This window comes from Pseudomonas sp. FSL W5-0203, from assembly GCF_001896155.1.
GTDB lineage: Bacteria > Pseudomonadota > Gammaproteobacteria > Pseudomonadales > Pseudomonadaceae > Aquipseudomonas > Aquipseudomonas paracarnis.
The window spans coordinates 140,211-165,657 of the sequence record NZ_MPOR01000004.1 but is presented as its reverse complement, the minus strand read 5'-3'; the positions used below and the strand labels follow the sequence as shown (position 1 = coordinate 165,657).

Below are 25,447 nucleotides of genomic sequence, written 5' to 3'. Positions count from 1 at the left end.
TTAAGCACCGTGCAAGACCTTAAAAAAGTGGCATACGCGCCGAATGTTCGGCGCTTTCACCCTCATCCGCGCACAGCACGCTACGTTCAAGTGCCGCCTGCAAAGCATCGAAACGCACCGGCTTGGCCAGCCGATCCGTCATGCCAATGCCATGGCAGCGCTCACGCTCCGGCCCATTGGGCGAAGAGCTCAGGGCGATCACCGGCAATTCACCGCAGCCAGGCAATGCGCGAATCTGACAGCACAACGAAAAGCCACCCTCTGGCACATCCAGCAGCACGGCGTCGAAGCTGTGCGCTTGCAACGCAGCGAGTGCCGCCGGGCCGCTGTCCACGGTTTTGACCCGGTAACCGAGCTTGAGCAACATGCCACGCACCGCCAGTTGGCCCACGCTGTTGTCGTCCACCAACAGCACCGTGCACTCCTGAGGCGCACGCTGTGCAGGCAGCGTTTGCGTGGCGGGCGTCACCTGCTGCGGCACGGCGCTGACGTCCACTTCCAACTGGAAGCGACTGCCTTTACGGGGCTCAGAATGATGGGTCAGGCGCCCGCCCAGCAGTTCGATCAACTGCCGGCAGATCGCCAGGCCAATGCCCAGGCCGCCGTATTCACGCGTCATCGAGCCGTCCAACTGAAAGAAACGCTGATACAGCGTGGCCTCATCGAGAAAGGCGAAGCCGATACCGGTGTCGGTGACGATAAAGCTCAGGTGCAAGGCGCCATCCCCTTGGGGCACGCCCACCACTCGCAAGCGCACCGCGCCGACGTGGGTGAATTTGAAAGCGTTATCGAGCAGGCAATCCAGGCACTGGAGCAGTTTGTCGGCGTCGCCGATCAGCCGGTCCGGCACCTCATCGGCCACATCAATGGAGAACGCCAGGCCTTTGCTCTGGGCGCTGCCGGTGAATTGCTGGCGCAAGGTATCGAGCGTGCCGCGCAGGCTGAACACTTGCGGCTGGGCCACCAGGCGACCGGCCTGCAATTCGGTGAGGGTGAGGATGCCGTTGACCATGCGCATCATGTCCCGCGCCGAGCCGGCGGCGGTTTGCTGGTACTGCGTCAGGTCATCGTCCAATGACACGGTTTGCATCAGCTCCAGCGAGCCGATCACGCCGTTCATCGGCGTGCGCAATTCGTGGGTCAGGGTGGCGAGAAATTCGTCTTTGAGGCGATTACTGCGGGCCAGTTGCTGGTTGAGCGCTTCCAGCTTCTGGCTGGCATCGAGAAGAATCTGCGCCTGCTGTTCGCGCATGCCGTTGATGCGGTCGGCCAGGGCCAGGGACAACAGCGCCACTTCAATGGCTGAGCCGAGCTGGCTGGCGTACATGGTCAGGAACACGTTAGGCAGGTAACCCAGCACCATCAGGGTGTTGACCACCCCGCCGAGCAGGAAAGCCGACCAAGCGATGATGAAATAACGCGCCATGCGCTGCCCGCAATACCAGGCCTTGATGGCCGCCACGAAGATGGTCACGGTAAACACCAGCGCCAGCGCAGTGGCCAGGCGCAGGGCCACGGCGTAACTGGTCAACAACGCCAGTGCCATCACCATCCCTCCACAGGCCGCGAGCGCCAGCAGGATACGGTTGAGCCAGCGGCTGTGCTGCGCGGTGTGCAGGAAACTGCGCGCGAACAGGCTGCCGAACAAGGCCGCCGAGCCGATCAGGAAGGGCACCGCCGCATTCGCCCACCACGGGTTGTTCGGCCAGAAGTACTCCACCGCGACGCCATTGACCGACAGCTGATACAAGCCGAACGAGGCGATATAGAGGATGTAATACAGGTAGCTGGTGTCGCGCACGCTCAGGTAGATGAACAGGTTGTAGATCAGCATGCCCAGCAACACACCGTAGATGGCGCCGAGCACGTACAAGCGCAGCGGCTGCTCCTCCATGTAGGCGGTGCCGGCCCATAATGTCAGCGGTGCCTGGATCGAGCCTTGGCTTTGCAAGCGCAGGTAGACGGTTTGTTGCTGGTCGGGCAAGAAGCTGAGCTTGAACAGGTAGTTGCTCTGGCTCACCTCACGGCTGGAAAACGGCAACGCGCTGCCGGTGCGGGTGGTGAGGCGGAAGTGACCAGTGCCGTCGTCCTGGTAAAGGTCCAGGCGATTGAGCGGCGGGTAGGCCAGTTCCAGAAACCAGGTGCGTGGTGCCCGGGGATCTTTGGCGGTGTAGTGCAGGTTGACCTTCAGCCAGAACACCGAGCGTGAATAGCCGGCATTGAGCGTGTCTTTGTCGTGGGTCTTGAATTGGGCGGCATAGGCGGGGGAACTGACATCGGCGATGGTGAGGGCATCGGTTGGGTCTTCGAGCACTTGCATGACCCGGCCCAACGGGAGGCTTCGCGTGTCCTGGTTGAACTCGACGGCGCTGGCGAGCATCGGCAGCCCGCACAATAAAAAAATCAGCAAATAGCGCATAGAGCCCCAGCGTAGCCTGGTCCGGTTGTGTCAAAAGCCCCCCATTCCTTTTGAGAAGACGTACACCGGCGATACAGTAAGTTGTTTGGATGCACTTTAGCATAGCCAGTAAAAGCCATTAGCCACCGCGGGAACTTTTTTTAGGACAGCTCTAGGGCAATGCTTTCAGCTCATCTCAGTGCAGCGCTCAGCCACGGCAAATCGCGCCGCAGGGGCAAACTCCTGCCATCGCCAGGCAGCCACGCAAAAAGCGTTTGGTGGTAAGCTCGCGCACCATGAATATCTACAGCTCTCGCCCCGTTGTCCTCTGTCTCTCCGGCCACGACCCCAGTGGTGGCGCCGGCCTGCAGGCAGATATCGAAGCCCTGCTCGCCCAGGGTTGCCACGCGGCCCCGGCCGTCACCGCGTTGACCGTGCAAAATACTGTCAATGTCAGTGATTTCCGCGTGCTTGACCGTGAGTGGGTACTGGCCCAGGCCAATGCCGTGCTCGGTGACTCTGAAGTTGCGGCAGTCAAGCTGGGCATGCTCGGCTCCACCGCGATGGTCGACACCGTGGTCGAACTGCTGCAGGCGCACCCGCATTTGCCGGTGGTCTGCGACCCGGTGCTGCGCGCCGGCGGCGGCGGTAGCCTGGGCAAGGACGAGGTCGGTTATGCAATGCGCGAGCGGCTGCTGCCCTTGTCATTGATCGCCACCCCCAACCTGCCCGAAGCGCGCATCCTCGCGGAACTGCCCGACGGCAGCGCCGACGACTGCGCCGAGAAGCTGTTGCCGTACATCAAGCACCTGCTGATCACCGGCGGCCATGGCGACGAGCACGAAGTGCACAACCGCCTGTACAGCCGCGACGGCACGCGCCAGACCTTTACCTGCCAGCGTTTGCCCGGCGGTTATCACGGCTCGGGTTGCACCTTGGCCAGTGCGCTGGCCGGGCGCATTGCCCAAGGCGAAGGTTTGGCCAGCGCCGTGCAAACGGCTCTCAACTACACGTGGCGTACCCTGCGTGATGCCGAACAACTCGGCCAGGGCCAGTTCGTGCCGCGTAGATTGCCGCTGGATTTCTGCTCGTAACTTATCGCTCGTCAGCAAGGGGTTTGCCCGATGAAACTACGCGGCCTTTACGCCATTACCGACAGCCAACTGTTGGCCGGCAAATTCCTCGCCTACGTCGAGGCGGCGCTGGACGGTGGCGTCACCCTGTTGCAGTACCGCGACAAAAGCAGCGACGAGGCACGGCGCCTGCGTGAAGCCGAAAAGCTCTATGAACTGTGCTCGCGCTACAAGACTCAATTGATCATCAACGACGATGCCGAACTGGCCGCGCGACTGGGCGTCGGCGTACATCTGGGCCAGACCGACGGCCCGCTGACCTCGGCCCGGGCACTGCTCGGCGCCAAGGCGATCATCGGCGCCACCTGCCACAGCCAGATCGAACTGGCCGAACAGGCCGCCAAAGAAGGCGCCAGCTACGTCGCCTTCGGCCGCTTCTTCAATTCCACGACCAAACCCGGCGCACCCGCCGCCACCGTTGACATGCTGGCCCAGGCCCGCAAGCGCCTGCACCTGCCGATCTGCGTAATCGGCGGCGTCACCCTGGAAAACGCCGAGCCGCTGGTGGCCCACGGGGCTGACCTGCTCGCCGTGGTCCATGGCCTGTTCGGTGCCGACAGCACCCAGGAAGTCACCCGCCGCGCCCGTGCATTCAACGACCTTCTTAAATCTTCAGTTTAGAGAGCCCGATCATGTCCCGTTCCGAAACCCTGTTTGCCAACGCCCAGAAACACATCCCCGGCGGTGTGAACTCCCCCGTGCGTGCGTTCAAGAGCGTGGGCGGCACGCCGTTGTTCTTCAAGCATGCCGAAGGCGCCTACGTCACCGATGAAGACGACAAACGCTATGTCGACTACGTCGGCTCCTGGGGCCCGATGATCCTCGGCCACAGCCATCCGGATGTGCTGGAGGCGGTGCGCCAGCAACTGCAACACGGCTTGTCCTACGGCGCCCCGACCGCGATGGAAACCGAGATGGCCGACCTGGTCTGCTCGATCGTGCCGTCGATGGAAATGGTGCGCATGGTCAGCTCCGGCACCGAAGCCACCATGAGCGCGATCCGCCTGGCCCGTGGTTTCACCGGCCGCGACAACATCATCAAGTTCGAAGGCTGCTACCACGGCCACTCCGACAGCCTGCTGGTGAAAGCCGGCTCCGGCGCGCTGACCCAGGGCGTCCCCAATTCCGCTGGCGTACCTGCGGCATTCGCCAAGCACACCCTGACCTTGCCGTTCAACGACATCGCAGCCGTCGAGCAGATGCTCAGCGAAGTCGGCCAGGACGTTGCCTGCATCATCGTCGAGCCGGTTGCCGGCAACATGAACTGCGTTCCACCGGCCCCGGGTTTTCTTGAGGGCTTGCGCGAGCAGTGCGACAAGCATGGCGTGGTGCTGATTTTTGACGAAGTGATGACCGGTTTCCGGGTCGCCCTCGGTGGCGCCCAGGCTTACTACGGCGTTACGCCAGACCTGAGCACCTTCGGCAAGATCATCGGCGGCGGCATGCCGGTAGGCTGCTTCGGCGGCAAGCGCGAGATCATGCAACACATCGCCCCGCTCGGCCCGGTATACCAGGCAGGCACCTTGTCGGGTAACCCACTGGCCATGGCCGCCGGCCTGACCACCCTGCGCCTGATCAGCCGCCCGGGCTTCCACGCCGAGCTGACCGACTACACCACGCGCCTGCTCGACGGCCTGCAACAACGCGCCGACGCCGCCGGCATCCCGTTTGTGACCACCCAGGCCGGTGGCATGTTCGGCCTGTACTTCAGCGGCGCCGACGATATCGTCACCTTCGATGACGTGATGGGCAGCGATGCCGAGCTGTTCAAGCGCTTCTTCCACCTGATGCTCGAAGGCGGCGTGTACCTGGCACCGAGCGCCTTTGAAGCCGGCTTCACCTCGATTGCCCATGGCGAAGCCGAACTGAAATTGACCCTGGATGCTGCCGAGCGCGCCTTCGCGGCCCTGAAATAAGTGACGGCAACCTCTGACGTTGCCCCTGGCAGCGTCAGATTTGCTACTTTGCTTACAGAGAATTCCTGGTTTTTTCGAGAATTGCACTGCAATCCGGCAGATAACTTGCCCAAGCAGCAGAAAAACGAGTAAAGACTTTGTAAGCAGAGGCCTGCTTATTTCATAATGCGCGCTTATTGGACTCCCTCGAGGGTCCGCGCGCCCCGTCAGAGGTAAGTCGATTCCCATGAAACGCACCGGCCGCACCCTGGTTCTGGGCTGCCTGTTGCTCCTTCAACCGCTACTGGCACACGCCCAGGCCGGCGGCAACTCGTTGTTAATTCCAGCGATGGGTCGTTGCACCCTCAATACCCAGCCAGAGAGCCAGGCCGAAGCCCTGAGCGCGTGCCAGAAACAGGCCGAGGACGGGGATGCGCAGGCGCAATACGAGTTGGGCGAGTACTACCACGACAGCAAGAACCCGGCCGTTGACCTCAACAAAGCGTTGAGCTACTTCGAGAAAGCCTCGTTGCAGGGCCACGCCCAGGCGCAATACCAGTTGGGCAACATGTTCTTCAAAGGCGAAGGCGTGCCGGCCAACAACATTCAGGCGTACATCGTGCTGAAAATGGCCGCGGTCAATGGCGCCGAAGACGCACTGGACACCGCCGACGAAGTCGCCGAGCACATGCAGCGCGATGAACTGGAAGTGGCGACCCAGGTGCTGGGGCAGATTTTCCGCAACTACCTGCAGGAGTTGCAGAGCGCCGATGGGCGTTCGCCTTTCTCTCCCCTGCCTTGATCACGGCGATAACAGGTAGCCCTGTCGATACGCCGTGACCCCTGCGACGTGGGCAATCGCCATACCGGCGCTTGCCATTCGGCGTATTGATCGTACATACAAAAGCCCTGCACGCTCACACGCTACCTCGGTCACACGGTCTGTAATCGGATCGATGACGTGCGCCACGATTTGTCCTGCTTCCAGGTAATCCCCCACCTGCGCGCAAAACACAATCAAGCCTCCCACCGCACTCACCACCGGCTCGACCCCCGCCAAGGGTGTTGGCGGACTCAATAACGCCGGTAGTGGAGGCGCTTGCCCCTCAACGCCTCCCTGCAAAGTCAGATAGTTGATCAACGCCTGACAATCCTGTCGCGCCAGCCCGTGGCTCACATCAGCCACGCCGCGCAACTCCACGGTCACGGCAAAACCCGGCGCCGCAAAGACCCCAGGGAAACGCGCCTGCATCCGTGCCCAGAACAAGGTGTAGCAATCGTCGAACGAATGCCCGCCCGCGTCCGGGCTCATAAAGCAGGCCCGGGCGCCCAGGTACCGCGCCAGCGGTTCCACCTGGGGCCAGGCGTCCGGTGCCAGGTACAGGTGCTGCACCGCCTCGAAATCACAATGCAGGTCCAGCACTCTGTCGGCGTCACAGGCCAGCGTTTGCAGGGCCAGGCGCAGGGAATGCAGCTGGGTCGCCGGCACCTGGCTGACAAGGGTTTGCCGCAAGGTCGCGCGGATCAGGTGCAGGTTATGCGCAGGATCATCAGTCAGAACATCCTGGACCTGATCCCCGACCTGCTGGCTGACGTCGATGAAGAAGCGATTGAAGTTCTCTCGACTGTCGTTATCGAAGCGCCCCTGCGGCACGTCCATCAGCACCTGCTCCAACCCCAGCGGATTGGCCACCGGCACCAGCACCACCTGCCAACGCAGCGCACCTTTGGCCTCCAGATCTGCCAGCCGTTGTTTGAGATGCCACAACACCAACATCCCCGGCAACTCATCGGCGTGCAGGGAAGCCTGGATGTAAACCTTGCTCGGCGCATCGGCTGGGCCGTAATGAAAACTATGAATATGCCGCGTGGTACCTGGCACAGCCGTCAACAGTTCATGTCTGCAAGTCTGCATATCGCCTCCTATCGATTCGAATCAAGAAAGCTCAGCCAGCGTCGTTCTGCCAGACGGAACAGGCAGATCAACGCGAACGTAATGCACAAGTAGAGCGCCGCGGCCAGGCCAAAGGATTGGAAGGTGAGGAAGGTTGCAGCGTTGGCATCCCGTGCGACTTTCAGGATATCCGGCACCGTTGCCGTGAACGCCAGGGTGGTGGAATGCAACATGAAGATCACTTCATTGCTGTAGTAGGGCAACGACCGGCGCAGGGCCGAGGGCATGATCAAGTGCACGTACAGCTTCCAACCGTCGAAACCCAACGACCGTGCAGCCTCGATTTCACCGCGCGGCATCGCCCGGATCGCGCCCGCGAGTATTTCCGTGGTGTAGGCCGCGGTATTGAGGGCAAACGCCAGAAGGGTGCAATTGAGCGCTTCGCGAAAAAAAGCATCCAGCAACGGTTGCTCGCGAACGGCGCCAATGCTGTAGATGCCGGTGTAGAAGATCAGCAACTGGATATACAGCGGTGTGCCGCGAAACACGTAGGTAAAGCTTTGCACCGGCCAACGCAGCCAGCGTCGGCTGGACGCCCTGGCAATGGACAGTGGCAACGCCAACAGCAGGCCCAGGCACGAAGAGGCGCTAGTCAGCCACAAGGTCATGGCCAGGCCGGTGATTTGTTGGCCGTCAGAATAGATAAACGGCCGCCAATACTCCTGGATAAGCTCGATCATGATGATGATTCCTGCACACCGTCACCATACCGACGCTCCAGCCAGCGCAACGCCGCGTTTGAAACACTGCTGAGCAACAGGTAAACCAGCGCCGCCAGCAGCAGAAAAGCCAGTAATTGCTGACTGCTCTTGCCCGCCATCTGCGCCACTTTCACCAAGTCTGCCAAGCCGATGATCGACACCAAAGCCGTGGCCTTGAGCAAGACCATCCAGTTATTGCCCAGCCCCGGCAGGGCAAACCGCATCATTTGCGGGAATATCACATGCACAAAACTCTGCCTGAAGGTCAGGCCAAGGGCTTTGGCAGCCTGGAACTGGCCCCGGGGCACAGCCAGCAACGCGCCGCGAAAGGTTTCGGTGAAATAGGCGCCGTAGATAAACCCCAGAGTGATCACGCCGGCGCTGAAAGGGTCGACATCGATGTAGGCCCAGCCCAATTCGCTGGTCAGACGACTCAGGCCTGTCTGCAACCCGTAGAAAATCAACAGCATCAACAACAGGTCCGGAACCCCGCGAATCAAGGTGGTATACACCTGCGCGCACAGGCGCCATGCCCTGACCCTGGACAGCTTGGCGCCTGCCCCCAGCAGGCCCAGGATCAGCCCCAACAGCAATGACAACAGTGCCAGTTGCAGGGTGACCCAGACCCCGTGCAGTAACATCGGCAAAAAACCGCCCAGGGACGCGGCGAATTGAGTGAAGGCAGGTAGCATGATTGTGTCCTCGCTGGCCGTTGAGGGCGGTTATTGGCCGCTGAACATGTTCACTCCGGGGAAGTACTGCTCTTGCAGGCGAGCGTAGGTGCCATCGGCGTGCAGGGCAGCCAGCCCCTTATCCAACAGCGCTTTCAACGTGTGGTTGCCCTTGGCGATGCCAATGCCGCTTTTGGACGGCATCAACTCGCTGTCAATCAGCGGGCCCAGCACGAACCCGACGCCTTGGGGTGAACGTAAAAATCCGCTCTGTGCTTGCTGAGCATCCTGCAGCGATGCCTGCAAACGCCCTGTCAGCAGGTCCGCGTACACTTGCTCCTGATCGGCATAAGCCACCACCTTCATACCCTGCCCGGCGAGCACTTGCCGGGCATACACTTCTTGAGTACTGCCCTGCAAATAGCCGACGGCCATGCCTGTGGAAAGCTCAGTGCCAGGGCGCATCACCATGGCGGTGGGACTGGAAAACACCTCCGAGGAAAAGTCGATGACCTTTTGCCGAGCGGCAGTGATGGTCATTGAAGCAAGGATGGCGTCGATCTTGCCGGCGTTGAGGCTGGGAATCATGCCGTCAAAGTCACTCTCGACCCATTGGCAGCGAACATTCAAATGTGCACAAATTGCATTGCCAATATCTATTTCAAAACCGGTCAAAGTGCCCGTACTGTCTTTATAAGCAAAGGGCGCATAGTTGGGATCGGCAGCGAAACGGATCACTTTATAATCGCTGGCAAACAACGATGAATTAATAAGGAGTGTGGTGAATAACATCAGGAGTATTTTTTTCATTATTGTATTCCTCGTTATTGATTGAACAGTCGGACTGACTACACCTCGATAAATGGAATTTCCCGCCGCACTATCAGCGAGCCTTCGGGCGCATCGAACTCACGTGCGATGCGATGACCTGAATACACCGCCGCCGCAATGGTGCCCGGCGCCACACAGTCGCCGATCAGCGTCAGCGTTCGGATGCCTGCCGCCTGTAACTGTTCGGGTGAGTTGTTCAAGGCCTGATACAGCGCCTGCTCAGGCTCCCGGGAAGTGACCAGCAGCAAGGCTGCAGCTGGGATCAACCGCGTACGTTCGGTGTAGATGCAGCCCGCTACCACGCCCTCAGGCTTAACGCTGACCAGCGTATGGGACGGTATGATCGTGACATTCAACTGCATCAGACGACGCTGAATGCGGTGCTGCTCGAGAGTGTTATGGGTCCAGGCCGCCACGTCCGCCGCAGGGGTGACGAATACCACCTCCACACCCCGCGCCACCAGGTGTTCGGCCAGCACGCTGCCCATGTAATAGTGATCGTCATCGAACAGCAGCACCGGCGAAGTGGGCAACACCCCCGCCATCAGGTCATCAGGCGTCAGCACGGGCAGGCTCACCAGGCCCGTTAAGGGGGAGCGCAAGGCGCGTCCCAAGCCATCCCGCCGCCAATGGGAACCCGTAGCGATGAACACATGCTCGGCGGCGAAATCCAGCACATCCTGGGCCTGCAAGGGGCTTTCCCGATAGATCTCGACTGACGGCATGCGGCTCAACGCATCCAGTCGATAGTCAATCACCCGTGCCCAACTCGCCAGCCCCGGCAGCCGGGCTTCCAACGCTACACGCCCGCCTAGGGTGCGCAGGCTGTCGACCAGGGCCACTTCCATCCCTCGCGCACCTAGGATCCGTGCACACTCAAGCCCGGATGGCCCGGCGCCGACCACCAGCGCCCGGCCGGGTTGCTGCGTACGGTTGACCGACTCGGGGTGCCAGCCACGCCGCCACTCCTCGCCCATGGTCGGGTTCTGTGTACAGCGCAGGGGCGTGCTGGTGTGGTCGCCACTGACACATACATTGCAGCCGATGCATTCGCGAATTTCCTCGGCGCGCCCCTCTTCAATCTTCTTGGGCAAGAACGGATCGGCAATCGAAGGGCGGGCCGCCCCGATCAGGTCCAGTACGCCACGGCGAACCAAAGACACCATGGTGTCCGGCGAAGTGAAGCGGCCGACGCCCACCACGGGCTTGCTGGTCAGCGCCTTGAGCCCCAGCAGGAAGGCCTCCTGGTAACCCTCCCCGGCAAAGCGCGCCGTCACGCTGTCATTGGACCAATCGGCGACATTGACGTCCCACAAGTCCGGCAGGTCCGCCAGCATCGATAAGATTTCGGCACCTTCGCCCTCGCGGCTGAGGCCGTCGGCCATTTGCTCATCCACCGCCAGGCGGACCGCTACGGCACACCGATCACCCACTGCGTCGCGAGTGTCTTCAATCAACTCGCGCAACAGGCGCACACGGTTTTTCAGCGTACCGCCGTATTCGTCGGTACGCCGGTTATTGCGTGGCGTGAGGAAATGGAACGGCACGCTCAAGTCGTGGCCGGCGTACACATAGATGATGTCGAAACCCGCCTCCCGGGCGCGCAATGCGGCGGCTCGATGCAGGGCGCGCAATTGCCGGATATCGGCATGGCTCATGGCCCGAGCCTGCACCGGGTCGTAACTGCGCACCGGGGTATTGGAAGGCGCCCAGGGAATTTCGCGACTGTAGCGGTTGGGCGCCGAGTAACCATTGAATGCCAGCTCTACCCCAGCCAACGCCCCGTGACGGTGTACCCCCTCACACATGCGCGCCAGTGCAGGAATATCGCGTTCATCCCAAAGACGCGCTTCTATATAAGGGGAGAACTCGCTCAGCGGGCTGATTTCGCATTCTTCCGTGCACACCACGCCCCAGCCGCCCTCGGCTTTCACTGCGCGCATGCGCGCCATCGCCGAGGGGTGCACGTGGCCCATGCCATTACAGTGCGGAACTTGATAAAAGCGATTGCGGGTACGCACCGGGCCTATTTGCACCGGTTCAAACAGAATGTCATAGCGAGGATCGCGCACAGGGCTACTCCCGAACAGGTCAGTTCGTTAATGACGACGTGATGGAACTTGGCGCTAATGAGTGGCGTGATTAAACGCAGTCGAACGGGGGAAACTTCGAGGTTTTCTTATTATTGGTAGATTCATGATGCCCTCTCTGAATAAACAAAATTTGCTATCTTTCAAACAAAATGTCTATCCATTGAGAGGCAGTTTCGGAAACGCCCTACAAATTAATTGCAGATCACTTCTCAGGCATCGGCATCGGAAACGGCATCACATTGCTCATGCCCCGAGCCTCACTGATCTTCGGCGTCCCCAGGCGCTCGACTTCATCGATGCGCACAATCGAATGCATCGGCACAAAGCTGCGCACCACACCTTCGAACTGGGCCTTGAGCTTTTCTTCGCCCGGATCGACCACCAACTGGGTGCGCTCGCCAAAGACGAACTCTTCCACCTCCAGGAAGCCCCACAGATCACTTTGATAGATCTGCTTGGCGTACATTTCGAACACCTGGCCCTGGTTGAGGAAAATCACCTTATAGATTGGAGCTTCACGTTTGGTCATGGTGGGCGAACAACACATGGGGATATAAAAGAGGGCGCGAACTATAGCATGGCACCCGATGCACAGCGCTAGGAACCAATGGGCATGCCCCCTATAATGCGCGGTTCTTTACCACCAGTTGACGATTCCCATGGCCAAGAAGCTTTACATCGAAACCCACGGTTGCCAGATGAACGAGTACGACAGCTCGCGCATGGTCGACTTGCTGGGCGAACACCAGGCCCTGGAAGTCACTGCCCGCGCCGAAGATGCCGACGTGATCCTGCTCAATACCTGCTCGATCCGCGAGCGGGCCCAGGACCGTGTGTATTCGCAGCTGGGCCGCTGGCGCGAATTGAAACTGGCCAACCCGGACATGGTGATCGCCGTCGGCGGGTGCGTGGCCAGCCAGGAAGGCGCTGCGATCCGCGACCGCGCGCCCTATGTCGATGTGGTGTTCGGCCCGCAAACCCTGCACCGCTTGCCCGAGATGATCGACGCCGCACGCATCACCAAGCTGCCGCAGGTTGACGTGTCGTTCCCCGAAATCGAAAAATTTGATCATCTGCCCGAACCGCGCATCGATGGGCCGAGCGCCTATGTGTCGGTGATGGAAGGCTGCAGCAAGTACTGCACCTTCTGCGTGGTGCCTTACACCCGCGGCGAAGAAGTCAGCCGGCCGTTTGACGATGTGCTATCGGAAATCATCCACCTGGCTGAAAACGGCGTGCGCGAAGTGACCCTGCTGGGCCAGAACGTCAACGGCTACCGTGGCCAGACCGATGATGGCCGCCTGGCCGACCTGGCGGAATTGATCCGCGTGGTCGCCGCTGTCGATGGCATCGAGCGTATCCGCTACACCACCTCCCACCCGCTGGAGTTCTCCGACAGCCTGATCCAGGCCCACGCCGAAGTGCCAGAGCTGGTCAAGCACCTGCACTTGCCGGTGCAATCGGGTTCGGACCGCATTTTGTCGGCGATGAAGCGCAACCACACCGCGCTGGAATACAAATCCAAATTGCGCAAACTGCGCGCTGCCGTGCCGGGCATCTGCATCAGTTCGGACTTTATCGTCGGCTTCCCGGGCGAAACCGAGAAAGACTTCCAGCAGACCATGAAGCTGATCGAGGACGTCGGTTTCGACTTCTCCTACTCGTTCGTCTACAGCCAGCGCCCGGGCACCCCGGCTGCCGACCTGCTGGATGAAACCCCGGAAGCGTTGAAAAAAGAGCGTTTGAACGCGCTGCAACATCGCCTCAATCAGCAGGGCTTTGAAATCAGCCGACAAATGGTCGGTTCGATCCAGCGCATTCTGGTCACCGATTATTCGAAGAAAGACCCGGGTGAATTGCAGGGGCGTACCGAGAACAACCGAATCGTCAACTTCCGCTGCGACAATCCCACGCTGATCGGCCAGTTTGCCGATGTGCACATTGATGCGGCGCAGCCACACTCGTTGCGTGGCTCGTTGATCAACTGATCTCGCTGACCGGATGAAGATCAAAATGTGGGAGCTGGCTTGCTTGCGATAGCGATGTATCAGTGCCCTATGTGCCAACTGACCCACCGCTATCGCAGGCAAGCCAGCTCCCACAGGGGTTCTTCAGGGTTATCGAGAGTGGGGCCAAGCTATTTAAGTGCTTTCGCACACCGGCGCCTGGCGTTATTCTCTCTCTCACCTCATCAGCCAAAGGGCGGCTAAAAGCAACCTTGAACGCACCCATAGCAGAACCCCATCGCTTTATCCTCGAGCCGTTTGAGGCTCGCCGTTTCGCCAACCTGTGCGGACAGTTCGACGAGCACCTGCGCCTGATCGAACAACGCCTGAGCATCGAGATCCGCAACCGCGGCAATCAGTTCGAGCTCATTGGTGAACCTCAACACACCACGTCTGCAGAAAACCTGCTGCGCCGCCTCTACCGCGAAACCAAGGGTAGCGAGCTGTCGCCGGAGACCGTGCACCTGTACCTGCAGGAATCGGCTGTGGAAGACCTGGCCAATAACCCGGTGGCCGAAGCCAGCGTGGCCTTGCGTACCAAAAAAGGCATGATTCGCCCCCGCGGCTTGAATCAGCAGAAGTACGTCAAGGAAATCCTCGGCAACGACATCAACTTCGGCATCGGCCCGGCCGGTACCGGCAAGACCTACCTGGCGGTGGCCTGCGCCGTCGATGCCCTGGAACGCGAGCAAGTGCGGCGCATCCTGCTGGTGCGCCCAGCGGTCGAGGCCGGCGAAAAGCTCGGTTTCCTGCCCGGCGACCTGGCCCAGAAGATCGACCCGTACCTGCGCCCGCTCTACGACGCGCTGTACGAGATGCTCGGCTTTGAATACGTGGCCAAGCTGATCGAGCGCCAGGTGATCGAGATCGCACCACTGGCCTACATGCGTGGCCGCACGCTCAACAACAGCTTCATCATCCTCGACGAAAGCCAGAACACCACCGTTGAGCAGATGAAGATGTTCCTCACCCGTATCGGTTTCGGCTCCACTGCCGTGATCACGGGCGACATCACCCAGGTCGACCTGCCCAAGGGCACCAAGTCGGGCCTGGGCCAGGTGATCGAGGTGCTCAAGGACGTGCCGGGTATCAGCTTCACGCACTTCATGCCCAAGGACGTGGTACGCCACCCGCTGGTGCAGCGCATTGTCGAGGCCTATGAGCGTTTCGAACACCGCGACGACGCGCCCGCCAAGGACGCTCGCCACGATGCTTGAGCTAGACCTGCAGCTGGCCACCGACGCGCCCGCCCCCAGCGAAGCCCAGTTCCGCCAATGGTGTGAACTGGCCTTGCGCCAGCGCACCGCCGACTCGGAACTGACCATTCGTCTGGTGGACGAGGCCGAAGGCCGTGAGCTGAACCACACCTGGCGCCAGAAAGACTACGCGACCAACGTGCTGTCCTTCCCCGCCGACGTGCCCGACGAATTGCTGGATATTCCGCTGCTGGGCGACCTGGTGATCTGCGTCGCGGTGGTCGAGCGCGAAGCGGCCGAACAAGGCAAGGAACTTGAGGCCCATTGGGCCCATCTAGTCATCCACGGCTGCTTGCATCTCTTGGGTTACGACCACATAGACGATGACGAAGCCGAGGAAATGGAAGCGCTGGAACGAACGTTGCTTGCAGAGCTGGGTCACCGCGACCCGTACGCAGACGACGAAAACTGATCAACACTCAACTGTCATATCAAAGGATTTAGAGTAATCGCTATGAGCGAAGACCGATCGAGCAACGGGCAGAAGTCATGGCTGGGTAAACTGACCCAGGCTTTTGCCCACGAGCCGAAGAACCGCCAGGAGCTCTTGGAGCTGCTGCGCGATGCACACCAGAACAAATTGCTGGACAGCGAAGCGCTGGCCATCGTCGAGGGCGCCATCCAGGTGGCTGACCTGCAAGTACGCGACATCATGGTCCCGCGCTCGCAGATGATCAGCATCAAGGCGACCCAGACCCCACGGGAATTCCTCCCGGCCGTGATCGACTCGGCGCATTCGCGCTACCCGGTGATCGGTGAAAGCCATGACGACGTCATGGGCGTCCTGCTGGCCAAGGACTTGCTGCCGTTGATCCTCAAGGAGAACGGCGACAGCTTCAACATCAAGGACCTGCTGCGCCCGGCCACCTTCGTGCCCGAGTCCAAGCGCCTGAATGTGCTGCTGCGCGAGTTCCGCGCCAACCACAATCACATGGCCATTGTGATTGACGAATACGGCGGCGTGGCCGGCCTGGTCACCATCGAAGACGTGCTGGAGCAGATCGTCGGCGACATCGAAGACGAGCACGACGTCGAAGAAGACAGCTACATCAAGCCGCTGCCCAGCGGTGATTTCCTGATCAAGGCGCTGACGCCCATCGAGAACTTCAACGAGTTTTTCGACAGCGGGTTCTCGGACGATGAGTTCGACACCGTCGGCGGCCTGGTGATGAGTGCGTTCGGGCATTTGCCCAAGCGTAATGAAACCACCGAGATCGGTGCGTATCGCTTCCGCATCCTCAATGCCGATAGCCGTCGTATCCATCTGATCCGTTTGACACCTATCGCCCGCTAAGGACTGACATGCGCCGTATGATCGCACCCGGCTGGCCCGGTAACTTGCTGGCCGTGGTGGCCGGCGCCATCACAACCCTGGCGCTGGCGCCGTTCGATATCTGGCCGTTGGCGCTGGTAGCGGTCGGCCTGTTCTATATCGGCCTGCGGGAGCTGACACCCCGCCAAGCCCTGGCCCGTGGCTGGTGTTTCGGCTTCGGCCTGTTTGGCGCCGGCACCAGTTGGATCTACTACAGCATCCACCACTTCGGCGGCGCTTCGGTGCTGCTGGCGGGGTTCCTGATGCTGCTGTTCACCGCCGCCATCGCCTGGTTCTTTGCCCTGCCCGCCTGGTTATGGGCGCGCTGGTTGCGCCGTAACGAAGCACCACTGGCGGATGCATTGACGTTCGCCGCGTTGTGGGTCGGCCAGGAAGCCTTTCGTGGCTGGTTCCTTACCGGTTTCCCGTGGTTGTACTCCGGTTACAGTCAACTCGATGGGCCGTTGACCGGCCTCGCGCCATTGGGTGGGATGTGGCTGATTTCCTTCGCCCTCGCACTCACCGCCGCATTGCTGTGCAACCTGCCGCGTCTGCTGGCCAGCAAGCGCAATGCCTTCATCGGCGCGGGCCTGTTATTGCTGGTTGCACCTTGGGCCATTGGCCTGGCGCTCAAGCATCACGCCTGGACGTCGCCGTCTGGCGCGCCGCTGAGCGTGGCCGCGATTCAGGGCAACGTCGAGCAAAGCATGAAGTGGGACCCCGACCAGCTCAATGCACAGTTGGCGCTGTACCGCGACATGAGCCTGAGCTCCAAGCGCGTCGACCTGCTGGTCTGGCCGGAAACCGCCGTGCCGGTGCTCAAGGAGTCCGTCGAGGGCTACCTGGGCATGATGGGCAAGTTTGCCGCCGACCGGGACAGTGCGTTGATCACCGGGGTACCGATTCGCCAGGAAGTGCACCACCAGAAGCGCTACTTCAACGGCATCACCGTGGTGGGTGAAGGTGACGGCACCTACCTCAAGCAGAAACTGGTGCCGTTTGGCGAGTACGTGCCGTTGCAGGACATGTTGCGCGGGCTGATCGCCTTTTTCGACCTGCCCATGTCCGACTTCGCCCGCGGCCCTTCTGACCAGGCCATGCTACAGGCCAAGGGTTATCAGATTGCGCCGTTCATTTGCTATGAAGTGGTGTACCCCGAATTCGCCGCCGGCCTGTCGGCCCAGAGCGACCTGCTGCTGACCATCAGCAACGACACCTGGTTTGGCCGCTCCATCGGCCCGCTGCAGCACCTGCAAATGGCGCAGATGCGTGCCCTGGAAGCTGGCCGCTGGATGATCCGCGCCACCAACAACGGCGTGACCGGGCTGATCAACCCGTTTGGGCAGATCACCGCGCAGATCCCGCAGTTCGAGCGTGGCATTCTCTATGGAGAGGTGGTGCCGATGCATAACCTCACGCCGTACCTGCAATGGCGTTCGTGGCCGTTGATCATTGTGTGCCTGGCATTGTTTGGCTGGGCTCTGCTGGCTGCACGAATGTCCAAAACGCTCTGACCTGTGGGAGCTGGCTTGCCTGCGATGGCGGTGTATCAGTGCCCTGAGTGCTCACTGACCCACCGCCATCGCAGGCAAGCCAGCTCCCACATTTTGATCTCCTGTGTTGCGCCTACCGGTAGAACAACCGATACCCCACCTGCCCCACCGCTTCATTGATCAACTGCCCGCTTTGCCACACCGCCTTGACCTCCGGCATCCAGCCGCCCAGCGGTCGGCCATGGTCCACACCCAAAAAGCCCACCGGCCCCGGCACCACGGTGAAGCCGGCCTTTTCAAAACTCCACACCGAACGCGGCATGTGCCAGGCCTGGGTCACCACTACCACACGCTTGATGCCTTGAGGCAAGAGTATCTCGGCGCTCATCTGGGCGTTTTCCCAGGTAGTGCGGCTTCGCTCTTCTTTCCAGCGTACGGTGACACCGAAGTCATCCTGCATCGACACGGCCATCAGCTCGGCCTCACTGGGCGGCGTGCCGTAGTGCAAGCCACCGCTGGTCAGCACTGGCAAACCGGATGCTTTGGCCAGCCGCGCGGCAAAACGCTCACGCTCCAGGCCAATACCGGTGGGCTGGTCGCTGCCCCAGGCAATGTCACCGCGCTCGCGCCCCGAGCCCAGCACCACAATCGCGTCGGCACGCTGGGCCAAGGTGGCCCAGTCTTCCCGGGCCAAAGGTGGTTCTGTCTCCAGGACACGGGCGCCCCACTGCACCATCACTGGCAGGCTGATCAACCACATCCCGCCCAGCCCGAGGGCAAAGCACAAGCCCGCCAGGCGTGGACGGCTGCGGCGAAACCACCAGGCACACGCCAGCAACAGCAGAAAAATACCGGGCGGCAACAACAGTTGTTTAATGAAATAACGAAAAGGCATCGGGCATCTCCAAAGATGCCCGCAGCCTAGATGCATCGGGGTTTTGCAACAATCCTTACCGACAACATTTTGATAACGCTAACGGATAACGCGTGGCTCACTTGCACCGCACGGACCGGAAGTTCTCTGGCCCGCGGCCGGTCGCCAGGTCTTTGAGCCAGATGACCTTGGCCGAATGAGCGGGCGGGGAAGCCTGCCCATGGGAGGCGCGGTCGTGATTCAACGCCAGGTAGTTCTTGATCAATTCAAGTTCCGCCTGGCTCAAGCCTCGCAACTCCAGCTCCAGAGGCCGCTCATCACGCAATCGGCCTGCGGTTCTTGCGGCATCCAATGCCCGACCCAAACGGTCGATCAATCCTTCATACAACTGCGGTTTCGTTAAAGTTCGCTGCGATTCAACCATCCCCTCACCTCATTGAAGAAATACTTGCTCCCCACTAAACAGCGTAGCCCCCGTGGCTGCGCCTGCCCGGTGCCGCGACAGACGGCCCTTGCCGCGCAATCAGGGTTTCCCTCGATAGAGTGGGGTCATGTATGCTACGGCGCTTCCTGTAACTCCACTTCCCGCAGGGTTTGGGCACGGACGCGCCGCTTCTTGGTGTCGAACAACCCGGACAGTGCACCGAAGAGGATTAGGCCACCCCTATCCAGTTCAAAAGTAGCCATGCACGAACAATATCAGCCCCGTGAAATAGAAAATGCCGCCCAAACCTTCTGGGACGAGCAAAAGTCCTTTGAAGTCAGTGAACAGCCAGGCAAGGAGACTTACTACTGCCTATCGATGTTCCCTTACCCCAGCGGCAAGCTACACATGGGGCACGTGCGCAACTACACCATCGGCGACGTGATTTCGCGCTACCAGCGCATGCTCGGCAAGAACGTGTTGCAACCTATGGGTTGGGACGCCTTTGGCATGCCGGCAGAAAACGCCGCGATGAAAAACAACGTGGCGCCCGCCAAGTGGACCTACGAAAACATCGCCTACATGAAGACCCAGCTGCGCAGCCTGGGCCTGGCGGTGGACTGGTCCCGCGAGGTCACCACCTGCAAGCCGGATTACTACCGTTGGGAACAATGGCTGTTCACTCGCCTGTTCGAAAAAGGTGTGATCTACAAAAAAAGCGGCACCGTGAACTGGGACCCGATCGACCAGACCGTACTGGCTAACGAACAGGTTATCGACGGTCGCGGCTGGCGTTCCGGCGCGCTGATCGAAAAGCGCGAAATCCCGATGTACTACTTCAAGATCACCGCCTACGCGGATGAACTGTTGTCGAGCCTCGACGATCTGCCGGGCTGGCCTGAACAAGTCAAGACCATGCAGCGCAACTGGATCGGCAAATCCAAGGGCATGGAAGTGCAGTTCCCGTACAACGTCGACTCCATCGGCGAAGCGGGCGCACTCAAGGTCTTCACCACCCGTCCAGACACCCTGATGGGCGCGACCTACGTCGCCGTGGCCGCCGAACACCCGCTGGCCACCCAGGCCGCACAGAACAACCCTGAGCTGCAGGCGTTCATCGCTGAATGCAAAGGCGGCAGCGTGGCCGAAGCCGACGTCGCCACCCAGGAGAAAAAAGGCCTGCCAACCGGCCTGTTCGTCGAGCACCCGCTGACCGGCGAGAAACTGCCGGTTTGGGTCGCCAACTACGTATTGATGCACTACGGCGATGGCGCCGTCATGGCCGTGCCGGCCCACGACGAGCGCGATTTCGAATTCGCTACCAAGTACAGCCTGCCGATCAAGTCGGTCGTGCGCACCAGCTCGGGCGACACCAACCCCGCTCCGTGGCAAGACGCCTACGGCGAGCACGGCACGCTGATCAACTCCGGCGAATTCGACGGCCTGGACTTCCAGGGCGCCTTCGATGCCATGGAAGTTGCCCTGATCCAGAAAAACCTCGGTGCCTCGCGCACCCAGTTCCGCCTGCGCGACTGGGGCATCAGCCGCCAGCGCTACTGGGGCTGCCCGATCCCGATCATCCACTGCCAAACCTGCGGCGACGTGCCGGTACCGGAAGACCAACTGCCGGTCGTGTTGCCAGAAGACGTGGTGCCGGATGGCGCTGGCTCGCCGTTGGCACGCATGCCTGAGTTCTACGAGTGCAGCTGCCCTAAGTGCGGCGCACCGGCCAAGCGTGAAACCGACACCATGGACACCTTCGTCGAGTCCTCGTGGTACTACGCTCGTTATGCCTCGCCGCACTATGAAGGCGGCCTGGTGGAGAAATCCGCAGCCGACCATTGGTTGCCGGTGGATCAGTACATCGGTGGCATCGAACACGCCATCCTCCACCTGCTGTATGCGCGCTTCTTCCATAAGCTGATGCGTGACGAAGGCCTGGTGAGCTCCGATGAGCCGTTCAAGAACCTGCTGACCCAGGGCATGGTGATCGCCGACACTTACTATCGTCGCGAAGCCAATGGCGCCTACACCTGGTTCAACCCGGCGGATGTCGAGCTTGAGCGTGACAGCAAGGCCAAGGTCATCAGCGCCAAATTGAAGGCCGACGGCCTGCCGGTGGAAATCGGTGGCACCGAGAAGATGGCCAAGTCCAAGAACAACGGCGTCGACCCACAGTCGATGATCGATCAGTTCGGCGCCGACACCTGCCGCCTGTTCATGATGTTTGCCTCGCCGCCTGACATGAGCGCCGAATGGTCCGACTCTGGCGTTGAAGGTTCGCACCGTTTCCTCAAGCGCGTCTGGCGCCTGGCCCACGCCCATGTCAGCCAGGGCCTGCCGGGCAAGCTGGACATCGGCGCCTTGAACGACGAGCAGAAAGCCGTGCGCCGCAGCATCCACCTGGCTATCCGCCAGGCCAGCCAGGACGTCGGGCAGAACCACAAGTTCAACACCGCCATCGCCCAGGTGATGACGCTGATGAACGTGCTGGAAAAAGCCTCGCAGGCGACCGAACAAGATCGTGCGCTGATCCAGGAAGGCCTGGAAACAGTTACCCTGTTGCTCGCGCCGATCACGCCGCACATCAGCCATGAACTGTGGAGCCGTCTGGGCCACAGCGGTGCCGTCATCGATGCCGCCTGGCCGGTGCAGGATGACAGCGCCCTGGTACAGGACACGCTGCAACTGGTCATCCAGGTTAACGGTAAACTGCGTGGCCAGATCGACATGCCGGCCAGCGCCAGCCGTGAAGAGGTTGAAGCAGCTGCACGTATCAATGAGAACGTGCTGCGCTTTACCGAAGGCCTGACCATCCGCAAGGTGATCGTGGTGCCTGGCAAACTGGTCAATATCGTCGCCAGCTAAATCGGATCAGGCGCGGGGCTTGGGCCCCACGCCGAACTAAACCTTTAGGGCCCGAGAAGGCCCACCTGGTTTCAAGGGGAGCAACAAAATGATCAAACGCAATCTGCTGGTTATGGGCCTTGCCGTGCTGTTGAGCGCTTGCGGCTTCCAGCTGCGCGGTACCGGCACCAATGAGCTGTCGCTCAAGGAACTCGACGTCAGCGCCCGCAACGCCTACGGTGAAACCGTCACCCAACTGCGCCAGACCCTGGAAAACAGCGGTGTGCACGTGTACAACGGCGCGACCTACAAACTGATCCTGACGGATGAGCGAGAAACCCAGCGCAATATCAGCTACGCGAGTGCTGGCCGTGCGTCCGACGTCGAGTTGAACACTGCGCTGATGTTCGAAATACAAGGCCGTGATCAGTTGCCGTTGATGGGTGACAAGATCCAGGTGCAGAAAGTGGTGAGCCACGATGGCAACAACCTGGTGGGTTCGGACTCCGAGACCATCCAGGTGCGCAAGGAAATGCGTCGTGAGCTGATCCAGCGCATGATGACTCGCCTGCAAATGCTCACTCCGGAAAAACTGGCTGAGCTGCAGCAAGTGGCCGACAACAAGGCCAAGGCTGATGCCGACGCCCTGAAAGCCGCGCAGGAATATGAAGACAACACGCCGAAACAGTCGCCTGTTGAAGTCCCTGTCGAGTAAGCCAGACGGGGCGCCCCTGGCGCCCCGTTCGCCCTGCCTATGAAACTTGCCCCCGCCCAACTCGCCAAACACCTGCAAGGTGGCCTTGCGCCTGTGTACATCGTCAGCGGCGACGACCCGCTACTGTGCCAGGAAGCGGCCGACGCTATCCGCACCGCCGCACGCCAGCAAGGTTTCGATGAACGCCAGGTGTTCAGTGCTGACGCCAGTTTCGACTGGGGCACGCTGCTGCAAGCTGGCGCGAGCATGTCGCTGTTTGCCGAAAAACGCCTGCTGGAACTGCGCCTGCCCTCGGGCAAGCCGGGCGATAAAGGCGCGGCGGCCCTGATGGAATACTGCTCGCGCCCCGCCGAAGACACCGTGCTGCTGGTCAGCCTGCCCAAGCTTGACGGCAGCGCGCAGAAAACCAAGTGGGGCAAGGCCCTGGTTGAAGGTCCACAGACTCAGTTCATCCAGATCTGGCCGGTGGACAGCAACCAGTTGCCGCAGTGGATTCGTCAGCGCCTGTCGCAATCAGGGCTGGCGGCGACACAGGATGCCGTGGAACTGATCGCCGCTCGGGTCGAGGGCAACCTGCTTGCCGCCGCCCAGGAGATCGAAAAGCTCAAGTTGATGGCTGAAGACGGGCAGATCACCGTCGAAACCGTGCAAGGCGCAGTGGCCGATAGCGCACGCTTTGATGTGTTCGGCCTGGTGGACGCCATCCTCAACGGCGAACCCGCCCACGCCCTGCGCATGCTCGAAGGCCTGCGTGGCGAAGGAGTGGAACCACCGGTGATTCTGTGGGCACTGGCCCGTGAGCTGCGGGTGTTGGCGAACATTGCCCTGCAATACAGCCAAGGCACACCGCTGGACAAATGCTTCAGCCAGGCCAGGCCGCCGGTGTGGGACAAGCGCAAACCCCTGATGAGCAAAGCCCTGCAACGGCACTCGGCGCAACGCTGGGCGCAACTGTTACTGGAAGCGCAGCGCATCGACGCACAGATCAAAGGCCAGGCGGCCGGCTCGCCGTGGATGAGCCTGAGCCGCTTGTCGCTGTTGATGGCTGGCCAGCGCCTGGCGTTGCCTGCCGAATAACCACCTCTGTACAACGGCACAAAACCCTGTGGGAGCTGGCTTGCCTGCTCCCACATTGACTCTGCCCACTGCCTATTTGCGACATTTCCCACCTATCGACGGGCTTTACAGCCGGCCCACTTCGGCAGATGATTTGCACCGCTGCATTCCACCCTCAAGCGAGAGAATCCACCATGAGCAAAAAGCCATCCAAGCATGGCCCCAACAAGGCCAAATCCATCATCGCCCAGCCCTTGTTCCGCAGCCGCCAGGAACGCGCCGGCAAAGGCAAAGGCAGCTACCGCCGCGAAGCCTTCCAGTCTAATAGCTGGGAGGCTTCTTACTTTCTGGCTGCCTGAAGGCAAGCGCCCCTCTGGCATGATAAGGTCTGTACCTGATTTGTAACCCCTGGACCTGTGCATGCCCTCTCGTCTTTCTCGTCATTGGCACCTGCGCCAATTGATCGCTGCCTCCAGCCTCATTCTGCTTGTCGCCTGCGCCGAAAAACCTACCGCTGCGGACGCTCAACCCCTGCCCAAGCTCCAGACGGCCCCGGCTATCGCGCCTGCCGTGGTGGCCCCGTTGGCGGTGGACAATCTCGATATCCAGCCGACCCAGACCTTTGCCGAATGGCAAGCTGGCTTCCGTGCGCAAGCGCTGCAGGCCGGGATCACTGCGGCCGTGTTCGATAACGCTTTTGCCGGCGTCACACCTGATATGGCGGTGATTCGCGCCGACCGCAGCCAACCGGAATTTTCCCGCCCAGTGTGGGAATACCTCGACGGAGCACTGTCGCCGGTGCGCGTGCGCAATGGCCAGGCACTGCTGGTCAAGTACGCCGATATTCTGCAAAGCATCGAGCAACGCTATGGCGTCGACCGCCAGGCGCTGGTCTCGGTGTGGGGCATGGAGAGCAACTTCGGCGCTTTCCAGGGCAATAACTCGGTGATCCGCTCCCTGGCCACCCTGGCCTATGAAGGACGTCGTCCGGCCTTTGCGCAAGCGCAGTTGCTGGCCGCGCTGCAGATTATCCAGCATGGCGATATTCAGGCCGACCAGATGAAAGGTTCCTGGGCCGGGGCGATGGGCCAGACCCAGTTCATCCCGACCACCTACAACACCCATGCCGTGGACTTCGACGGTGACGGTCGCCGCGATATCTGGAACAGCCCGTCCGACGCCCTCGCCTCCACGGCGCATTACCTGCAAAGCTCCGGTTGGCAGAAAGGCCAGCCGTGGGGCGTTGAAGTACAGCCGCTGCCGTCGGGCTTCGACTACAGCCTGGCCGATGGCGGCGTGCGCAAGACCGTGGCGCAATGGCTGCAACTGGGCATCCAACTGCCGCCTGGCGTGAGCCTGCCGGCCAATGTCGACCAGCTGTCCGCCGCCCTGCTGCTGCCGGCCGGCTACCGTGGCCCGGCGTTCCTGGTGCTGGATAACTTCCGCGCGATCCTCAAGTACAACAATTCGTCGTCCTATGCACTGGCGGTTGGCTTGCTGTCGGAGCGGTTTGGCGGTGGCGGTGTGATTCGGGGCAGTTGGCCAAAAGATGAGCTGCCACTGAGCCGTTCGCAACGCATAGACCTGCAGACGGCGCTCAGCGCCAAAGGCTATGACGCGGGTAATGCCGACGGGATTATTGGCGCCAACACGCGCAAGGCGATTCGGGCTGCGCAGCAGGCACTGGGCTGGCCGGCGGATGGGTATCCGACGGTGAAGTTGCTGGAGTCGCTGCAGAACCGCTGAAGTGATCGCTCCCACGCTCTGTGTGGGAGCGCTGCCTTGGAC

Annotated in this window: 23 protein-coding genes; 14 read left to right on the top strand and 9 right to left on the bottom strand. The window is 61.0% G+C overall.

Going from position 1 to position 25,447, the window contains the following annotated elements; all coding sequences use genetic code 11:
• Positions 1 to 19: 19 nt before the first annotated feature.
• Positions 20 to 2,419 carry a hybrid sensor histidine kinase/response regulator gene (locus BOP96_RS06175; protein WP_073452091.1) on the bottom strand — a complete coding sequence of 800 codons (2,400 nt, stop codon included), beginning with the start codon at positions 2,417 to 2,419 and terminating at the stop codon, positions 20 to 22.
• Positions 2,420 to 2,694: 275 nt separating this feature from the next.
• On the opposite strand from BOP96_RS06175, the gene BOP96_RS06170 reads away from it, so the two are divergent.
• The 4 genes from BOP96_RS06170 (at position 2,695) to BOP96_RS06155 (ending at position 6,228) form a co-directional block, all read left to right on the top strand.
• Positions 2,695 to 3,492, top strand: a complete 798-nt coding sequence (locus BOP96_RS06170) for a hydroxymethylpyrimidine/phosphomethylpyrimidine kinase (RefSeq protein WP_014720062.1) — start codon at positions 2,695 to 2,697, stop codon at positions 3,490 to 3,492.
• 30 nt (positions 3,493 to 3,522) lie between these two features.
• Positions 3,523 to 4,152, top strand: coding sequence for a thiamine phosphate synthase (gene thiE, locus BOP96_RS06165; RefSeq protein ID WP_014720063.1), 630 nt, complete (start codon positions 3,523 to 3,525; stop codon positions 4,150 to 4,152).
• An 11-nt stretch (positions 4,153 to 4,163) separates the two neighbouring features.
• A complete protein-coding gene (gene hemL / locus BOP96_RS06160; protein WP_019818059.1) occupies positions 4,164 to 5,447 on the top strand; it encodes a glutamate-1-semialdehyde 2,1-aminomutase in 1,284 nt (427 codons plus the stop codon).
• A gap of 226 nt (positions 5,448 to 5,673) precedes the next feature.
• Positions 5,674 to 6,228 carry a tetratricopeptide repeat protein gene (locus tag BOP96_RS06155; protein ID WP_014720065.1) on the top strand — a complete coding sequence of 185 codons (555 nt, stop codon included), beginning with the start codon at positions 5,674 to 5,676 and terminating at the stop codon, positions 6,226 to 6,228.
• On the opposite strand, the gene BOP96_RS06150 is transcribed toward BOP96_RS06155, so the two are convergent.
• The 6 genes from BOP96_RS06150 to BOP96_RS06125 form a co-directional block, all read right to left on the bottom strand.
• Positions 6,229 to 7,341: a succinylglutamate desuccinylase/aspartoacylase family protein gene (locus BOP96_RS06150; protein WP_073452088.1), complete on the bottom strand. Its 1,113-nt coding sequence runs from the start codon at positions 7,339 to 7,341 to the stop codon at positions 6,229 to 6,231.
• 8 nt (positions 7,342 to 7,349) lie between these two features.
• Positions 7,350 to 8,060, bottom strand: a complete 711-nt coding sequence (locus BOP96_RS06145; protein WP_019818061.1) for an ABC transporter permease — start codon at positions 8,058 to 8,060, stop codon at positions 7,350 to 7,352.
• Entirely contained in the window at positions 8,057 to 8,773 is a 717-nt protein-coding gene (locus tag BOP96_RS06140) for an ABC transporter permease (RefSeq protein WP_014720068.1), read from the bottom strand. Before BOP96_RS06140 ends, BOP96_RS06145 begins: the two co-directional genes overlap by 4 nt.
• A 30-nt stretch (positions 8,774 to 8,803) precedes the next feature.
• Entirely contained in the window at positions 8,804 to 9,562 is a 759-nt protein-coding gene (locus BOP96_RS06135; protein ID WP_019818062.1) for a transporter substrate-binding domain-containing protein, read from the bottom strand.
• Positions 9,563 to 9,600: 38 nt separating this feature from the next.
• Positions 9,601 to 11,655: an oxidoreductase gene (locus BOP96_RS06130; RefSeq protein WP_073452086.1), complete on the bottom strand. Its 2,055-nt coding sequence runs from the start codon at positions 11,653 to 11,655 to the stop codon at positions 9,601 to 9,603.
• A 223-nt stretch (positions 11,656 to 11,878) separates the two neighbouring features.
• The gene (locus tag BOP96_RS06125; protein WP_003215457.1) at positions 11,879 to 12,205 is read right to left on the bottom strand and encodes a DUF1820 family protein; all 327 of its coding nucleotides are present in this window, start codon (positions 12,203 to 12,205) and stop codon (positions 11,879 to 11,881) included.
• A gap of 130 nt (positions 12,206 to 12,335) precedes the next feature.
• Here BOP96_RS06125 and miaB point away from each other — a divergent pair, with 130 nt between their 5' ends.
• The 5 genes from miaB (at position 12,336) to lnt (ending at position 17,764) form a co-directional block, all read left to right on the top strand.
• Positions 12,336 to 13,664: a tRNA (N6-isopentenyl adenosine(37)-C2)-methylthiotransferase MiaB gene (gene miaB, locus BOP96_RS06120; RefSeq protein ID WP_014720071.1), complete on the top strand. Its 1,329-nt coding sequence runs from the start codon at positions 12,336 to 12,338 to the stop codon at positions 13,662 to 13,664.
• 230 nt (positions 13,665 to 13,894) lie between these two features.
• Positions 13,895 to 14,899: a PhoH family protein gene (locus BOP96_RS06115; protein WP_019818064.1), complete on the top strand. Its 1,005-nt coding sequence runs from the start codon at positions 13,895 to 13,897 to the stop codon at positions 14,897 to 14,899.
• On the top strand, positions 14,892 to 15,350 hold the full coding sequence (ybeY, locus tag BOP96_RS06110; RefSeq protein WP_019818065.1) for an rRNA maturation RNase YbeY: 459 nt from the start codon (positions 14,892 to 14,894) through the stop codon (positions 15,348 to 15,350). The genes BOP96_RS06115 and ybeY overlap by 8 nt, the downstream gene beginning before the upstream one ends.
• Positions 15,351 to 15,392: 42 nt before the next feature.
• Positions 15,393 to 16,232 carry an HlyC/CorC family transporter gene (locus BOP96_RS06105; RefSeq protein ID WP_019818066.1) on the top strand — a complete coding sequence of 280 codons (840 nt, stop codon included), beginning with the start codon at positions 15,393 to 15,395 and terminating at the stop codon, positions 16,230 to 16,232.
• A gap of 8 nt (positions 16,233 to 16,240) precedes the next feature.
• Positions 16,241 to 17,764: an apolipoprotein N-acyltransferase gene (lnt, locus tag BOP96_RS06100; protein WP_014720074.1), complete on the top strand. Its 1,524-nt coding sequence runs from the start codon at positions 16,241 to 16,243 to the stop codon at positions 17,762 to 17,764.
• Positions 17,765 to 17,876: 112 nt separating this feature from the next.
• On the opposite strand, the gene BOP96_RS06095 is transcribed toward lnt, so the two are convergent.
• Together BOP96_RS06095 and BOP96_RS06090 are read right to left on the bottom strand one after the other, a co-directional pair.
• Positions 17,877 to 18,638, bottom strand: a complete 762-nt coding sequence (locus tag BOP96_RS06095; RefSeq protein WP_020301950.1) for a YdcF family protein — start codon at positions 18,636 to 18,638, stop codon at positions 17,877 to 17,879.
• A 97-nt stretch (positions 18,639 to 18,735) separates the two neighbouring features.
• Positions 18,736 to 19,041 (bottom strand): hypothetical protein, encoded by a 306-nt coding sequence (locus BOP96_RS06090; protein WP_020301951.1) that lies wholly within the window; start codon positions 19,039 to 19,041, stop codon positions 18,736 to 18,738.
• Between the two features lie 261 nt (positions 19,042 to 19,302).
• Between BOP96_RS06090 and leuS the strand changes: the two genes are divergently transcribed.
• From leuS to BOP96_RS06060, 5 genes are all read left to right on the top strand, one after another.
• Positions 19,303 to 21,909 carry a leucine--tRNA ligase gene (leuS, locus tag BOP96_RS06085; protein WP_032904148.1) on the top strand — a complete coding sequence of 869 codons (2,607 nt, stop codon included), beginning with the start codon at positions 19,303 to 19,305 and terminating at the stop codon, positions 21,907 to 21,909.
• An 88-nt stretch (positions 21,910 to 21,997) separates the two neighbouring features.
• Positions 21,998 to 22,603: an LPS-assembly lipoprotein LptE gene (locus BOP96_RS06080; protein ID WP_014720078.1), complete on the top strand. Its 606-nt coding sequence runs from the start codon at positions 21,998 to 22,000 to the stop codon at positions 22,601 to 22,603.
• A 39-nt stretch (positions 22,604 to 22,642) separates the two neighbouring features.
• Positions 22,643 to 23,680, top strand: coding sequence for a DNA polymerase III subunit delta (holA, locus tag BOP96_RS30245; protein WP_003194456.1), 1,038 nt, complete (start codon positions 22,643 to 22,645; stop codon positions 23,678 to 23,680).
• A gap of 173 nt (positions 23,681 to 23,853) precedes the next feature.
• Positions 23,854 to 24,018, top strand: a complete 165-nt coding sequence (gene arfA, locus BOP96_RS06065; RefSeq protein ID WP_003176285.1) for an alternative ribosome rescue factor ArfA — start codon at positions 23,854 to 23,856, stop codon at positions 24,016 to 24,018.
• Positions 24,019 to 24,079: 61 nt separating this feature from the next.
• Positions 24,080 to 25,405, top strand: a complete 1,326-nt coding sequence (locus BOP96_RS06060; protein ID WP_003194458.1) for a lytic murein transglycosylase — start codon at positions 24,080 to 24,082, stop codon at positions 25,403 to 25,405.
• Positions 25,406 to 25,447 lie beyond the last annotated feature (42 nt).